Source organism: Actinomadura sp. KC216 (genome assembly GCF_004348535.1).
Classification (GTDB): Bacteria; Actinomycetota; Actinomycetes; order Streptosporangiales; family Streptosporangiaceae; genus Spirillospora.
This window is the reverse complement of the sequence record NZ_SMJX01000221.1, coordinates 1-14,178: the sequence shown is the minus strand read 5'-3', so window position 1 is coordinate 14,178 and position 14,178 is coordinate 1. Positions and strand designations below refer to the sequence as shown.

Here is a 14,178-nt window from a genome sequence, read left to right as displayed (position 1 = left end):
CGCCGGGCGTCCCCGTCGCGGCGCCCGTTGGGGGACGGCGCCTGCCGCGGGGGGACGAGCCGTGGACGCCCTCGGCCGTACGGACCGGGCCGCGCGGGGGGAGCACCGGCCCGGTCACCTGCCCAGTACGCCGCATCGGGGCCCCCTCCCGCATCTCCACCTGGGGCTTTGCCGCCCCGATGATCTTTCATTCACGCATTGTCACGAACTCGTTGCGGTAAGTACCCTCACGTCATGCGCACGTAAACCGGGGCCGTCGCAAAGAATCGTGATCAAGAACGGGACTTTGCCTCGGCATTGCCCGCGATGTCGCCGGTCGCCTCAGATGTCTCCGGTGCCCCACCGGGACGGCGCGGGCCCGCGGCGCGACGGCCGCCCCCGATGGCCCGCCCCCCGGTCGGGCGCCTTGATCGCTGAGAGCGAACGTTGCTGCGGAAACAAATCGCTGCTCGGTTTTCTTGAGTGTGAGTGACTCAACTTAAGGTTGGGTCCTCTTAGACGGACTTGGAGCTGAGCATGAGCGAGACCCTGACGCTGCCGGTGCTGCCCCTGGACGACGGGGCCGTTCTGCCCGGCATGGTCGTGCCGCTGGACCTTTCCGAGAGCAGCGAGGTGCGCGCCGCCATCGAGGCCGCGCGGGCCGTGGCGCAGTCCAAGGGGCCGGGCATCCGGTCGGCGGCCAAGCCGCGGGTGCTGCTGGTGCCCCGGCTGAACGGGCAGTACGCGGGCGTCGGCACGCTCGGCGTGATCGAGCAGGAGGGGCGGCTGCCCGGTGGTGAGCCGGGCGCGGTCGTCCGAGGCGTGCAGCGGGTGCGGATCGGCACCGGGACGACCGGGCCGGGCGCCGCGCTGTGGGTCGAGGGCACCCTGATCGAGACGCCGCCCGCGTCCGGCCGCGCGCACGAGCTGGCCAAGGAGTACAAGAGCTTGGTCAGCGCGATCCTGCAGAAGCGCGGCGCCTGGCAGGTCGTGGACATCGTCCAGCAGATCGACGACCCGTCCACCCTGGCCGACAACGCCGGGTACGCGCCTTATCTGTCGGACGAGCAGAAGATCGAGGTCCTGGAGACCCCGGACGTGGCGGAGCGGCTCACGCTGGTGATCGGCTGGGCGCGCGACCACCTCGCCGAGCTGGACGTGGCGGAGACGATCCGCAAGGACGTCCAGGAGGGCATGGAGAAGACGCAGCGGGAGTTCCTGCTGCGGCAGCAGCAGGAGGCCATCCGCAAGGAGCTGGCCGAGCTGAACGGCGACCCCGCCGACGAGGAGGACGACTACCGGGCCCGGATCGAGGCCGCGAACCTCCCCGAGAAGGTGCGCGAGGCGGCGCTGAAGGAGGTCGACAAGCTGGAGCGGTCGTCCGACGCCTCGCCCGAGGGCGGCTGGATCCGCACGTGGCTGGACACCGTCCTCGACATCCCCTGGAACGACCGGACCGAGGACGCCTACGACATCGCCGGCGCCAGGGAGATCCTGGACGCCGACCACGCCGGGCTCGACGACGTCAAGGAGCGCATCGTCGAGTACCTGGCCGTGCGCAAGCGGCGCGAGGAGCGTGGCCTGGGTGTCGTGGGCGGACGCAGAAGCGGCGCCGTGCTCGCGCTGACCGGGCCTCCTGGCGTCGGTAAGACGTCGCTTGGCGAGTCGGTCGCGCGGGCCATGGGGCGCAAGTTCGTCCGGGTCGCGCTGGGCGGTGTGCGGGACGAGGCCGAGATCCGCGGTCACCGCCGCACGTACGTGGGCGCGCTGCCGGGACGGATCGTCCGCGCCATCCGCGAGGCCGGTTCGATGAACCCGGTCGTCCTGCTGGACGAGGTCGACAAGGTCGGCGCGGACTACCGCGGCGACCCGACCGCGGCGCTGCTGGAGGTCCTCGACCCCGAGCAGAACCACACCTTCCGGGACCACTACCTGGAGGTCGAGCTCGACCTGAGCGACGTGCTGTTCCTCGCCACCGCGAACGTGGTGGAGGCGATCCCCGGGCCGCTGCTCGACCGGATGGAGCTCGTCCAGCTGGACGGCTACACCGAGCACGAGAAGGTCACGATCGCCCGCGACCACCTGCTGCCGCGCCAGCTCGACAAGGCGGGCCTGGAGGCGTCCGAGGTGGGCTTCGGCGACGACGCGCTGCGGCTGCTGGCGGCCGAGTACACGCGGGAGGCGGGCGTCCGGTCGCTGGACCGGTCGATCGCGCGGGTCCTGCGGAAGGTCGCCGCGAACGTGGCGCTGGAGAAGGCGACGCTGCCGGTCTCGATCGGCGCGGGCGACCTGAAGGACTACCTGGGACGGCCGAGGTACACGCCGGAGGTCGAGCTGAGCAGGAACGAGCGGCGGACGGGCGTCCCGGGCGTCGCGACGGGCCTTGCGGTGACGGGCGCGGGCGGCGACGTCCTCTACATCGAGGCGTCGCTGGCCGACAAGGAGACCGGCGACACCGGCGTGACGCTCACCGGGCAGCTCGGCGACGTCATGAAGGAGTCGGCGCGGATCGCGCTCAGCTACCTGCGGTCGCGGGGCGCCGAGCTGGAGCTGCCGGTCGGCGACCTGAAGGACCGCGGCGTGCACGTCCACGTCCCGGCGGGCGCGATCCCGAAGGACGGGCCGAGCGCGGGCATCACGATGACGACCGCGCTGGCGTCGCTGCTGTCGGGCCGGCCCGTCCGCTCGGACGTGGCGATGACCGGCGAGGTGTCGCTGACCGGGCGGGTCCTGCCGATCGGCGGCCTGAAGCAGAAGCTGCTGGCCGCGTCCCGGCTCGGGATCACCACGGCGATCGTGCCGAAGCGCAACGAGCCGGACCTTGAGGACGTCCCGGACGAGGTCCTGGAGAACCTGACGGTCTTCACCGTCAGCGACGTCCGCGAGGTGCTGGACCTGGCCCTGGAACCGGCCACGACGGCGATAGCCGCCTGACCGGGGCCGATAGCGCTCGCTCAACGCCCGCGCCGGGCTTCCGCCCGGCGCGGGCGTTCGGCGTGGGCGTTCGGCGTGGGTGTCAGCGCCAACCCGGGATTCGGGCCCGCCGTTATCCGCGACCGTGCATGTTCGGTGACGCGGCGGGGAGCACGCGCCGGGTGTTGGCAGAAATGTGGCAGCGTGCAGAGCCGGGTCAGAAGTCCCCCTGGTACGTCGTGGCCTTTCGCGTCGTCGTCGTGGCGGCGGCGCTGGGCGGCCTCGGCGTCTTCATCTATTTCGCGTTCAAACTGACATTGACGCCCGTCCACGACCGGGGGCAGGCGGGCGGGAACACGGATCCGGGCCGCTCTCTCCGGTTCTATCTGGACCGTCCGACCAAAGACGCCTACTTCCAGATCGGCGGCAACCTTGCGCTGCTCATGCCGCTGGGCGTGTTGCTCCCGATCGTCTGGACGACCCTCCGCGGACCCATCCGGCTGGCCCTCGTGACCGGCGTTCTGTCGCTGGCCATCGAGACGGTGCAGGGCGCCTTCGTCGTCGGACGGGCCTTCGACATCGACGACGTCATCCTCAATGTCATCGGTGTCGTCATCGCGTATCTCCTCCTGGGCCGCCGCCTCTCGAAAACGCTTCGCGGTTCTTGAGGAACGGATCCGTTCAGGTCAGCGCGGGGTGAGGTGGAAGACTCTCAATTGGCGCGTCGTGCGTTCGACGTAGCGGTCGTAGACGGGCCAGACGGCGATGATGCGGGGCCAGATCGCGGCGCGTTCGTCGTCGTCCAGCAGGCGGGCCGTGACGGGAACGGTGCGCCCCTGGAAGCTGACCTCGGCTTCGGGGTTCTTGAGGAGGTTGCCCGTCCAGGCGGGGTGCTTCTCGCGGCCGAAGTTGGAGCCGACGACGTACCAGCCGCCGGCGCCCACGCTCTCGCCCTTGCCCGTGGCCGGGTCGGGGAGGCAGGCGAGCGGGGTCCGGCGGGGGAGCCCGCTGACGGCGCCGGTCGTCGTGAGGACCAGGCTCGGGACGAGGAGCTGGCCGAGCAGGAAGCGCCCGCCGGTGAGCCTGTGGAGCGTCCGGTCGATGGGCGGGACGACCTTGGGCCCCACCTTCGAGAACCACTCGGCGCCCGAGATCCGCTGGAAGAGCGGCCCGAAGGCGCGCTGGACGAGTGTCGGCATCGGGCGCTCCTCGGTGCGGTGCGGGGAAGAGGGTGGGGCGAGACGTCCGGCCCGGCGGGGGTCCAGGTGGCCGCTCTCCGCCAGCCAGCGCAGCGCGTCGGCGACGGTCTCCTCGACGGGACGCAGCGTGAGGCCCAGCGCGTCCAGGACGGGACGGTCGTCGGTCGGCACCAGCGTGACCATGAACTCGGCGGCGTCGCGGGTGAGCGGGTAGTCGAAGTCGCGGACGCGCTTGGCGGCGTCCAGCGCGGAGCCGAGCCCGAGCATCAGGCGGCTCGGGACGCGGACGCGGCGGCACCGCACGCCCGTGAGGCGGTCGCAGAGGTCCGCGTACTGCGGCCACGTCAGGTAGTGGCCGCCGAGGACCCAGCGGCTCGGCGGCTGCCGCGCGTCGACGGAACGCGCCAGCGCCTCGCCGAGGTCGCGGACGTCGATGACCGAAACGCCGCCGCCCGGAAGTGGCCACACCTTGCCGAGCGCCGCGGCGAGCCCTTCCATGAGGGCGTCGAGCGTGGGCTGGTGGGGGCCGCACACGCCGCCGGGATAGACGATCGTGACCGGCGCGCCCTCGTCCTGGAGGCCGCGCACGTACCGCTCGGCGGCCAGCTTGGACCCGCCGTATCCGGTGCGCGGGCTCGCGAGGGCCCCGCCCGCGGTGATGACCTGCCCGGACGGCGGGACGAACACCGCGACCGTCGACACGTGCACCACCGGGTCCAGCCCCCGCGCGACGGCCCCGCCGACCACGTTCCGGGTACCGCGGACGTTGACGTCCACGAGATCGACCGCGCCGCCTGTGCGGGCGCCCGTGCCCGGCTCGGGCGTGCCGCCTGCGCGGGCGCCGGTCACGCCGATCGCGGCGGCGGCGTGAATGGCGGCGTCGCAGCCGTCGAGCGCCTCGGCGACGGCGTCCGCGTCCAGCATGTCGCCGGGGGCGAGCTCCACGTCTTCTGCGGCGGCGCCGATCGTCTGCAGGACCTTCGTCGTCCGCCCCAGGTCGCGGACCAGCGCGCGCGGACGGTGCCCGGCGGCGAGGAGCGCGGCGACCGTGTGGGACCCGACGAACCCCGAGGCGCCGGTGACGAAGACCCGCATGGCGGACAAACTAGCGCTTGGTCTCATCGGGCGACACCCGGCGCGCTGCGCCGCCGGTGAGTATCCGCCGAGTTTTCGGACACCTCCATTGCCGATAAGGCTCCCTGGTTCGTTGACGATGCTGGAACGCTCCAGCACACTCGTGTCTCACCTACCGCCGTCCGGAAGGGGATCAATGAGGATCGGTCTGGCCGGCGCGGGGCGCATCGGGGCGCGCCACGCCGCGGCCATCTGCGCATTGCCCGAGGTGGACACCCTGCTCGTCGCCGACGCGGAGCCGTGCCGCGCCCGCGACCTCGCCGCCCGCCTGGCCCCGGCGGCGCCGGCGTCCCGCGTCGTGGCGGTGGACGAGGTGGAGGGCCTGTTCTCCGCCGGGCTGGACGGGCTGGTCATCGCGGCGGCCACGGACGCGCACGCCGGCCTGGTGGCGCGGGCGGTGGCCGCGCGGATTCCGGCGTTCTGCGAGAAGCCGCTCGCGTCGGATACTGATGGAACGTTCCAAACCGTGGCCGCCGCCGCCGCGGCCGGGGTGCCGGTGCAGGTCGGCTTCCAGCGCCGGTTCGACGCCGGGAACGCGGCGGCGCGCGAGGCGCTGGCGTCCGGGCGGCTCGGCTGGCTGCACACCGTCCGCTCGTGCAGCTTCGACCCCGCGCCGCCGCCCCCCGGATACGTCCCGACGTCCGGCGGGCTGTTCCGCGACTGCGTCATCCACGACCTGGACCTCATCCGCTTCGTGACGGGACGCGAGGTCGTCCGCGTGATGGCCGCGGGCGCCAACCGGGGCGATGACGTCTTCCGCGAGTGCGGCGACGTGGACACCGGATCGGCGCTGCTCGTCCTGGACGACGGCTCGCTCGGTGTCGTGTCGGCCACCCGCTACAACGCCGCCGGGTACGACTCGCGGCTGGAGCTGTTCGGGTCCAAGGACAGCATCGTCGCGGGCCTGGACGAACGGACGCCCGCGACCGCGCTGCCCGAACGGGGCGAGGGCGGCGCGGAGCCCAGGGCCGCCTACAGCGGCTTCATGGAGCGGTTCGCCGACGCCTACGACGCCGAGCTGCGCGCCTTCGTGGACGTAGTGGCGGGACGGCGCGGCAACCCCTGTCCGCCTGAGGAGGCATTAGAGGCGTTCTATCTGGCCGAGGCGTGCGAGCTGTCTCTGCGTGAGGGTCGTGCCGTGGGGACGGGGGAGGTGCGGCGATGAGGGTCGCGGGCGCGCCGATCTCCTGGGGCGTGTGCGAAGTTCCCGGGTGGGGGCACCAGATGGAGCCCTCACGGGTGCTCGCAGAGATGCGCGCCCTCGGCCTCGCCGCCACCGAACTGGGGCCGGACGGTTTCCTGCCAGACGGTGCGCGAGCGAGGGGGGAACTGCTGGCGTCCTATGGGCTGGGGCTCGTGGGCGCGTTCGTTCCGGTGGTCCTGCACGATCCGGCGTCCGATCCCATCCCGGCCGTGGACAGGGTGCTGGACGCGATGGACGGCGTCCTGGTGCTCGCCGCCGCCACCGGGCTCGACGGCTACGACGGGCGGCCGGACCTGGACGCGGATGCGTGGAAGACACTCCTCGCCAACCTGGACACCATCACGCAGCGGGCCTCCGCGCGCGGCCGTCTGGTCACGCTGCATCCGCACGTGGGGACGGTCGTGGAGCGGCGTGCGGAGGTCGAGCGGGTACTGGACGGCTGCAACGTCCCGCTGTGCCTCGACACAGGGCATCTGCTCGTCGGCGGCACCGATCCGGTGTGGCTGACGGGTTTCGCCGCGCCGCGCATAGCGCACGTCCATCTGAAAGACGTGGACGTGGGTCTCGCGGGGCGGGTGCTCAACGGCGAGGTCGCCTACACCGATGCGGTGCGCGACGGTCTGTACCGGCCGCTCGGGGACGGCGACATCGACATCCCGGGCATCATCCGCGCCCTGGAGGACGCCGGTTACGAAGGCTGGTACGTGATGGAGCAGGACACCGTCCTGGCCGAAGAGCCCGCGGACGGCGGCGGGCCGTACGACGACGTCCGCAGGAGCCTCGGCTTCCTCGCCTCCCTCCCTGGAGCGGCCCGATGACGTTCGACCTCATCACCATGGGACGGGTGAGCGTCGACGTCTACCCGGACCAGGTGGGCGTGCCGCTGGAGGACGTCGAGTCGTTCGGGAAGTACCTCGGCGGCAGCCCTACCAACGTCGCCGTGGCGGCGGCCCGGTACGGACGTCGCGCCGCCGTCATCACCCGTACCGGAGAGGACCCGTTCGGACGGTTCGTCCACAAGGCGCTCCAGGGGTACGGCGTGGACGACAGGTACGTCACGGCCGTCCCTGGGCTGCCGACCCCGCTCGCATTCTGCGAGATTTTCCCGCCCGACGATTTTCCGTTGTACTTCTACCGCTATCCCAAGGCCCCCGACCTGGAGATCCACACGCACGAGCTGGACTTCGAGGCGATCCGTGCGGCGCGCATCGTGTGGGGGACCGTCACCGGTCTGTCGCAGGAGCCGAGCCGTGAAGCGACCCTGACCGCGCTGGCCGAGCACCCTGGGCAGACCGTCATCGATCTGGATTACCGTCCGATGCTCTGGGCCGACCCAGGCGAGGCATCGGACTGGGCGGGGCTTGCTCTGCAACGAGCCTCTGTCGCCATCGGAAACCGCGAGGAGTGCGCGGTCGCGGTGGGGGAGCGGGAGCCGCGTGCTGCGGCCCGCGCCATCCTCGAACGCGGCCCGGAGCTCGCGATCGTGAAGATGGGCCCGGACGGTGTGCTCGCCGCGACGTCCACCGAGATGGTGGAGGTCCCGCCGGTCAAGGTCGACGTCCTCAACGGGCTCGGCGCAGGGGACGCGTTCGGCGGCGCGATCTGTCACGGCCTCCTCTCCGGGTGGGGGCTGCGGCGGCTCATCGAGTTCGCGGGCGCCGCCGGGGCCCTCGTCGCGTCCCGCATCGCCTGCTCCGACGCGATGCCCGCGCAGGAGGAGGTCGAGGAACTCCTGGAGAGCCGATGAAGTACCACCTGCCCGCCGGGACCGCCGGCGACGGGCCGTACGCGCTGGCCGTGACGCCGGAGTCGGCTGGATGGACGTACTCGGCGCTGCACGTCCTGGAGTTGCCGGACGGCGGCTCGCACGAGCTGGAGACCGGCGAGTTCGAGACGATCGTGCTGCCTCTGTCGGGCTCGTGCACGGTCGAGTGCGACGGGGAGCGGTTCGAGCTCGCCGGACGCGACGACGTCTTCAGCAGGGTCACTGACTTCGCCTACGTGCCGCGCGACGCGCGCGTACGAGTGCGGGGCAGAGGACGGTTCGCGCTTGCAGGGGCCCGATGTGAGGCACGCCTGACACCGCGCTACGGACCGGCCGAAGCCGTCCCGGTGGAACTACGGGGTGCGGGTGCGGCGAGCCGCCAGGTGAACAACTTCGGCACGCCAGAGGGGTTCCCCTACGCCGAGAAGCTGATCGCGTGCGAGGTGCTGACGCCGGGCGGCTGCTGGTCGTCGTTCCCACCGCACAAGCACGATGAGGAGACCCCGGACGAGGCCGTCCTTGAGGAGACCTACTACTTCGAGGTGGCGGGCGAGTCCGGGATGGCCTACCAGCGCGTGTACGGGTCGCCGGGGCGTCCGATCGACGTGCTGGCGGAGGTGCGCAGTGGTGACGCGGTACTGATTCCGCATGGCTGGCACGGGCCGTCCATGGCGGTGCCAGGGCACGACCTGTACTACCTGAACGTGATGGCGGGCCCGGCCGACGAGCGCGCCTGGCGGATCTGCGACGACCCCGCGCACGCCTGGATCCGCGACACCTGGGCGGGGCGGCCGGTCGACCCGCGCCTGCCGCTCACCTCGGCGGAGGGACGGTCATGAGACTCACGGTGGGCCAGGCGGTGATCCGCTTCCTGGCGGCGCAGTACAGCTCGCGGGACGGGGCAGAGCGGCGCTTCTTCGCGGGCTGCTTCGGCATCTTCGGGCATGGCAACGTCGCCGGCATCGGGCAGGCCCTGCTGGAGTACGCCGACGACTTCCCCTACTACATGGCGCGCAACGAACAGGCGATGGTGCACACCGCCTCTGGGTTCGCCCGGATGAACGACCGGATGGCCACCTTCGCCTGCACCACGTCCATAGGGCCAGGTGCCACCAACATGGTCACGGGTGCAGCGCTAGCCACCATCAACCGCCTCCCCGTCCTCCTCCTGCCCGGGGACATCTTCGCCACCCGCCCGTCCAACCCGGTCTTGCAGGAGCTAGAAGACGCCCGCTCCTACGACGTGTCGGTCAACGACTGCTTCAAGCCCGTGTCGAAGTACTGGGATCGCATCAATCGTCCTGAACAGCTGCCGAGCGCGTTGCTGGCAGCGATGCGCGTGCTCACCGATCCCGCCGAAACCGGCGCGGTCACCCTTGCCCTGCCCCAGGACGTCCAGGCCGAGGCGTACGACTGGCCAGAGGAATTGTTCGCTCGCCGTGTGTGGCGCATTCCGCGTCCTCTGCCGGAACCGGCCGCGCTGGAGGAGGCGTCCGCCGTGCTGGCAGCGGCCGAGCGCCCGCTGATCGTGGCGGGCGGCGGCGTCATCTACTCCCACGCGACCGACGAACTGCGCGCCTTCGCCGAACGCACCGGCATTCCGGTGGCCGAGACGCAGGCAGGCAAGGGCTCCCTGCCCTGGGACCACGAACGCTGTGTCGGCGCCATAGGAGCGACAGGCACGACGGCCGCGAACGCACTCGCTGGCACAGCGGACGTGGTGCTCGGCATAGGAACCCGCTACAGCGACTTCACGACCGCGTCCCACAGCCTGTTCGCCCACCCGGACGTGCGGTTCGTGAACATCAACGTCGCCCGCCCCGACGCGGTCAAACTCGGCGGCGTGTCCGTCGTGGCCGACGCCAGGGAAGGGCTCAGAGGGCTCAACGCGGCCCTCGGCGGCTACACCGTGCCCGACACCTACCGCGGCGAAGCCAGAGCCCTGACGGCCGACTGGAACTCCCTGGTGGACGATGCGTGCACCGCCCAGGGCGGGAGGCTGCTCACCCAACCCGAGGTGATCGGGGCCGTCAACGCGGAGTCCGGGCCACGGGACGTGGTGGTCTGCGCGGCCGGGTCCATGCCGGGCGACCTGCACAAGCTGTGGCGGGCCCGCGACCCGAAGGGCTACCACGTCGAGTACGGCTACTCCTGCATGGGCTACGAGATCGCCGGCGGGCTCGGCGTGAAGCTGGCCGCGCCCGATCGCGAGGTGTTCGTCCTGGTCGGGGACGGCTCGTACCTGATGATGGCGCAGGAACTGGCCACGGCCGCCGCCGAGGGGATCAAGCTGATCGTCGTGCTCGTCCAGAACCACGGGTTCGCCTCGATCGGGAACCTGTCGGAGTCGGTCGGCGCGCAGCGCTTCGGCACCCGCTACCGCGCCCGCACCGCCACCGGGCTCGACGGCGGCCCGCTCCCCGTCGACCTCGCCGCGAACGCCGCCAGCCTCGGCGCCGAAGCCGTCCGCGCCACCACCCTCGATGACCTGCGGAAAGCGCTTCACCAGGCGCGGAAGGCCGCCCGGACGACGGTTATCCACATTGAGACGGACCCCTTGGCAGGCCCCCCGGGCAGTGCGGCATGGTGGGACGTCCCGGTCGCGGAAGTGGCGGCGCTGGACTCCACCCGGGAGGCCCGCGCCCGATACGAGGCGGATCGGCGAGCGCGCCGCCACCATCTGTGATCAACTCCTCTGACCGACCATTCGGGGAGAAACGGAGAGCATCCGATGAGAGGCGTTTTCGCGCGCGGGACGTCCAGGAGACTCGCGGTCATGGCCGCCGCGGCGCTCCTGGCGCTGAGCGCCTGCAGCAGTGAGGGCGGCAAGAAGTCCGAGGAGGCCACCGAGGGCGCCGGCCCCCGGCTGAAGATCGCGATGGTCACCCACTCCAACCCGGGCGACACCTTCTGGGACATCGTCCAGAAGGGCGCGAAGGCCGCCGCCGCCAAGGACAACGTCGAGTTCCTCTACTCGGCCGACCCGGACGGCGGCAAGCAGGCCCAGCTCGTCCAGGCCGCCATCGACAAGAAGGTCGACGGCATCATCGTCACCCTGGCCAAGCCCGACGCCATGAAGGACGTCCTGGCCCGCGCCGCCGCCGCGAAGATCCCGGTGGTCTCGATCAACTCCGGGCAGGGCGAGTCGGCCAGGCTCGGCGCCGTCGCGCACTTCGGGCAGGACGAGTCCATCGCCGGCGAGGCCGCCGGGACCGAAATGGCGAAGACCGGCTCCAAGAAGGCGCTGTGCGTCATCCACGAGCAGGGCAACGTCGGCCTGGAAGACCGCTGCGCCGGCGCGAAGAAGACGTTCGGCGGCCAGATGGAGAACCTGTTCGTCCAGGGCGCGAACATGCCGGAGGTCAAGTCGTCCATCACGGCCAAGCTCCAGGCCGACGACGGCATCGACGGGATCCTCACGCTCGGCGCGCCGTTCGCCGCGACCGCCGTCGACTCGGTCAAGGAGACCGGCAGCAAGGCCAAGGTCGGCACGTTCGACCTCAACAAGGACCTCATCGCCTCGATCACCTCCGGCGCCATCGTGTTCGCCGTCGACCAGCAGCCCTACCTGCAGGGATACGGCGCCGTCGACCAGATGTGGCTGCTGAAGAACAACGGCAACGTCCTCGGCGGCGGGCGTCCCGTGCTGACCGGCCCGGCGATCGTCACCAAGCAGAACGCGGCGCAGCTCGAGGCCTTCGCGAACCGGGGAACGCGATGACCCAGCCGTCGGGCCTGGCCGAGCCGCCGGTGGCGCGGCCGGGCCCGGACGAGCGCCTGACCCGGCAGTCGCCCCTGCGGCGCCTGCTGGGCCGTCCCGAGCTCGGCGCGCTGCTCGGCGCCGTCGCCCTGTTCGCCTTCTTCTCGATCGTCGCGGACTCGTTCCTGGAGGCCGCGTCGTTCTCCACCGTCCTCTACGCCGCCTCCACGTTCGGGATCATGGCGGTCGGGGTGTCGCTGCTGATGATCGGCGGCGAGTTCGACCTGTCCGCCGGGGTGATGGTGACGTCCGCGGCGCTGATCGCCGCGCTGACCGCCTACCAGTTCACGCTGAACGTGTGGGCGGGCGTCGTGATCTCCCTCGTGCTGACGCTGGCGCTCGGCATGGTGAACGGCCTGCTCTACGTCCGGACGAAGCTCCCCAGCTTCATCATCACGCTCGCGACGTTCTTCATGCTCGCGGGCCTGAACCTCGGCGTGACGAAGGCGCTCACCGGCAACGTCGCCAGCGACTCCGTCCGCGACATGGACGGCTTCGACAGCGCCCGCCGGATCTTCGCGTCCGACATCGACGTGCCGGGCGCCCTCGACCTGAAGATCAAGATCACGGTGCTCTGGTGGCTGCTGTTCGTCGCGATCGCGACCTGGATCCTGCTGCGCACCCGCATCGGCAACTGGATCTTCGCCGTCGGCGGCTCCGCCGCCAGCGCCCGCGCCGTCGGCGTCCCCGTCGCCCGCGTCAAGATCGGCCTGTTCATGGGCGTCGCGTTCTGCGCCTGGTTCTCCGGGATGCACCTGGTGTTCGCGTTCGCGACCGTCCAGTCCGGAGAGGGCGTCGGCAACGAGTTCCTGTACATCATCTGCGCGGTCATCGGCGGGTGCCTGCTGACCGGCGGCTACGGCTCGGCGATCGGCGCCGCGATCGGCGCGTTCATCTTCGGCATGACGAACAAGGGCATCGTGTACGCGGAGTGGAACCCCGACTGGTTCCGGTTCTTCCTCGGCGCGATGCTGCTCATCGCCACCGTGGTGAACCTGATCGTCCGGCGCAGGGTGGAGCGTTCGTCATGACCGAGAATCCGCTGATCGAACTGACCGGCGTCGGCAAGAACTACGGCAACGTCATCGCGCTCCGCGACGTGAACCTGGAGGCGTCCGCCGGCGAGGTCACCTGCGTCCTCGGCGACAACGGCGCGGGCAAGTCCACGCTCATCAAGATCGTCGCCGGCCTGCACCGCCACGACACCGGCACCTACACCGTCCAGGGCGAACAGGTGACGTTCGCCTCGCCCCGCGAGGCCCTGGACCGAGGCATCGCCACCGTCTACCAAGACCTCGCGGTCGTCCCCCTGCTGCCGGTCTGGCGGAACTTCTTCCTGGGCTCCGAGAAGCGCAAGGGCTTCGGCCGCCTCGACATCGACTTCATGCGCGAGACCGCCCACGGCGAGATGGCCGCCATGGGCATCGACCTGCGCGACGTCGACCAGCCCATCGGCACCCTCTCCGGCGGCGAGCGCCAGTGCGTGGCGATCGCCCGCGCCGTCTACTTCGGCGCCAAGGCCCTGGTCCTGGACGAGCCCACGGCCGCCCTGGGCGTCAAGCAGGCCGGGGTCGTCCTCCGCTACATCGTCCAGGCCCGCGAACGCGGCCTCGCCGTCATCTTCATCACCCACAACCCGCACCACGCCTACCCGGTCGGCGACCGCTTCCTCATCCTCAACCGCGGCCAGAGCATCGGCTACCACACCAAAACAGAGATCACCCGCGACGAACTGACCGCCCTGATGGCCGGAGGCCGCGAGCTGGAGGAACTGGCCCGAGAACTGGACACCGCAGGCTCATCCGCCACCGCAGAACAACTAACAAAGGAGGCAAAACACCTAGGCCTAACCGACAACTGACCACCCCCACCGCCCCACTCGTGCACACGGCGCGGAGGGTCCGCCCACCACCGCGAAGCAGTTGTCGATGGGAGCGAGGGCGCTCATGTCTGGTCGAGGACTGATCGGACCGCCGACTCGGTCGTGCACGCGGCGCGGCGGGTTCGTCCGCTCCCGCGAAGCATCTGCTGATGGAGGCGGAACACCCGGCTTGGCCAAGGACTGGTCGGGGTCGCCGACCCGGTGACTCCCTCGACGCGGCGGTTTCCTCCACAACCGCGAGGCAGTTGTCGCACGGGCGGAACATCTTCGCTGGTCAGGAGCGTGTGGTTCGGCTATTCGGGGGTTGTGTGGATGCTGTGGGCGGCGAAGGTCGTGTCGGGG

The 14,178-nt window shown here is 71.1% G+C and carries 11 protein-coding genes; 10 read left to right on the top strand and 1 reads right to left on the bottom strand.

Features of this window, described 5'->3' with window-relative positions; genetic code table 11:
* Window positions 1-516 precede the first annotated feature (516 nt).
* Window positions 517-2,913, top strand: coding sequence for an endopeptidase La (lon, locus tag E1264_RS29920; RefSeq protein WP_132178800.1), 2,397 nt, complete (start codon window positions 517-519; stop codon window positions 2,911-2,913).
* Window positions 2,914-3,041: 128 nt separating this feature from the next.
* A complete protein-coding gene (locus tag E1264_RS29915) occupies window positions 3,042-3,560 on the top strand; it encodes a VanZ family protein (protein WP_132178799.1) in 519 nt (172 codons plus the stop codon).
* An 18-nt stretch (window positions 3,561-3,578) separates the two neighbouring features.
* Here the strand turns inward: E1264_RS29915 and E1264_RS29910 are convergent, their stop codons facing one another.
* Window positions 3,579-5,186 carry a nitroreductase family deazaflavin-dependent oxidoreductase gene (locus E1264_RS29910; RefSeq protein ID WP_132178798.1) on the bottom strand — a complete coding sequence of 536 codons (1,608 nt, stop codon included), beginning with the start codon at window positions 5,184-5,186 and terminating at the stop codon, window positions 3,579-3,581.
* A gap of 175 nt (window positions 5,187-5,361) precedes the next feature.
* Here E1264_RS29910 and E1264_RS29905 point away from each other — a divergent pair, with 175 nt between their 5' ends.
* The 8 genes from E1264_RS29905 to E1264_RS29870 are packed head-to-tail and all read left to right on the top strand — an operon-like array spanning window position 5,362 to window position 13,815.
* On the top strand, window positions 5,362-6,390 hold the full coding sequence (locus tag E1264_RS29905) for a Gfo/Idh/MocA family oxidoreductase (RefSeq protein WP_132178797.1): 1,029 nt from the start codon (window positions 5,362-5,364) through the stop codon (window positions 6,388-6,390).
* Entirely contained in the window at window positions 6,387-7,247 is an 861-nt protein-coding gene (locus tag E1264_RS29900) for a TIM barrel protein (RefSeq protein ID WP_132178796.1), read from the top strand. Before E1264_RS29905 ends, E1264_RS29900 begins: the two co-directional genes overlap by 4 nt.
* Window positions 7,244-8,176, top strand: coding sequence for a 5-dehydro-2-deoxygluconokinase (gene iolC, locus E1264_RS29895; RefSeq protein ID WP_132178795.1), 933 nt, complete (start codon window positions 7,244-7,246; stop codon window positions 8,174-8,176). The genes E1264_RS29900 and iolC overlap by 4 nt, the downstream gene beginning before the upstream one ends.
* Window positions 8,173-9,033 carry a 5-deoxy-glucuronate isomerase gene (gene iolB, locus E1264_RS29890; protein ID WP_132178794.1) on the top strand — a complete coding sequence of 287 codons (861 nt, stop codon included), beginning with the start codon at window positions 8,173-8,175 and terminating at the stop codon, window positions 9,031-9,033. Before iolC ends, iolB begins: the two co-directional genes overlap by 4 nt.
* Window positions 9,030-10,880 (top strand): 3D-(3,5/4)-trihydroxycyclohexane-1,2-dione acylhydrolase (decyclizing), encoded by a 1,851-nt coding sequence (gene iolD, locus E1264_RS29885; protein ID WP_132178793.1) that lies wholly within the window; start codon window positions 9,030-9,032, stop codon window positions 10,878-10,880. Before iolB ends, iolD begins: the two co-directional genes overlap by 4 nt.
* A gap of 45 nt (window positions 10,881-10,925) precedes the next feature.
* On the top strand, window positions 10,926-11,915 hold the full coding sequence (locus E1264_RS29880) for a sugar ABC transporter substrate-binding protein (RefSeq protein ID WP_132178792.1): 990 nt from the start codon (window positions 10,926-10,928) through the stop codon (window positions 11,913-11,915).
* Complete coding sequence (locus E1264_RS29875) at window positions 11,912-12,985, top strand: ABC transporter permease (RefSeq protein ID WP_132178791.1); 1,074 nt, start codon at window positions 11,912-11,914, stop codon at window positions 12,983-12,985. Before E1264_RS29880 ends, E1264_RS29875 begins: the two co-directional genes overlap by 4 nt.
* A complete protein-coding gene (locus tag E1264_RS29870; protein WP_132178790.1) occupies window positions 12,982-13,815 on the top strand; it encodes an ATP-binding cassette domain-containing protein in 834 nt (277 codons plus the stop codon). Before E1264_RS29875 ends, E1264_RS29870 begins: the two co-directional genes overlap by 4 nt.
* Window positions 13,816-14,178 lie beyond the last annotated feature (363 nt).

What these genes read in the sequence shown, in the direction of transcription:
- lon (WP_132178800.1), top strand. Translation starts at nt 517, where the DNA reads ATGAGCGAGACCCTGACGCTGCCGGTGCTGCCCCTGGACGACGGGGCC.
- E1264_RS29915 (WP_132178799.1), top strand. Translation starts at nt 3,042, where the DNA reads ATGTTCGGTGACGCGGCGGGGAGCACGCGCCGGGTGTTGGCAGAAATG.
- E1264_RS29910 (WP_132178798.1), bottom strand. Translation starts at nt 5,186, where the DNA reads ATGCGGGTCTTCGTCACCGGCGCCTCGGGGTTCGTCGGGTCCCACACG.
- E1264_RS29905 (WP_132178797.1), top strand. Translation starts at nt 5,362, where the DNA reads ATGAGGATCGGTCTGGCCGGCGCGGGGCGCATCGGGGCGCGCCACGCC.
- E1264_RS29900 (WP_132178796.1), top strand. Translation starts at nt 6,387, where the DNA reads ATGAGGGTCGCGGGCGCGCCGATCTCCTGGGGCGTGTGCGAAGTTCCC.
- iolC (WP_132178795.1), top strand. Translation starts at nt 7,244, where the DNA reads ATGACGTTCGACCTCATCACCATGGGACGGGTGAGCGTCGACGTCTAC.
- iolB (WP_132178794.1), top strand. Translation starts at nt 8,173, where the DNA reads ATGAAGTACCACCTGCCCGCCGGGACCGCCGGCGACGGGCCGTACGCG.
- iolD (WP_132178793.1), top strand. Translation starts at nt 9,030, where the DNA reads ATGAGACTCACGGTGGGCCAGGCGGTGATCCGCTTCCTGGCGGCGCAG.
- E1264_RS29880 (WP_132178792.1), top strand. Translation starts at nt 10,926, where the DNA reads ATGAGAGGCGTTTTCGCGCGCGGGACGTCCAGGAGACTCGCGGTCATG.
- E1264_RS29875 (WP_132178791.1), top strand. Translation starts at nt 11,912, where the DNA reads ATGACCCAGCCGTCGGGCCTGGCCGAGCCGCCGGTGGCGCGGCCGGGC.
- E1264_RS29870 (WP_132178790.1), top strand. Translation starts at nt 12,982, where the DNA reads ATGACCGAGAATCCGCTGATCGAACTGACCGGCGTCGGCAAGAACTAC.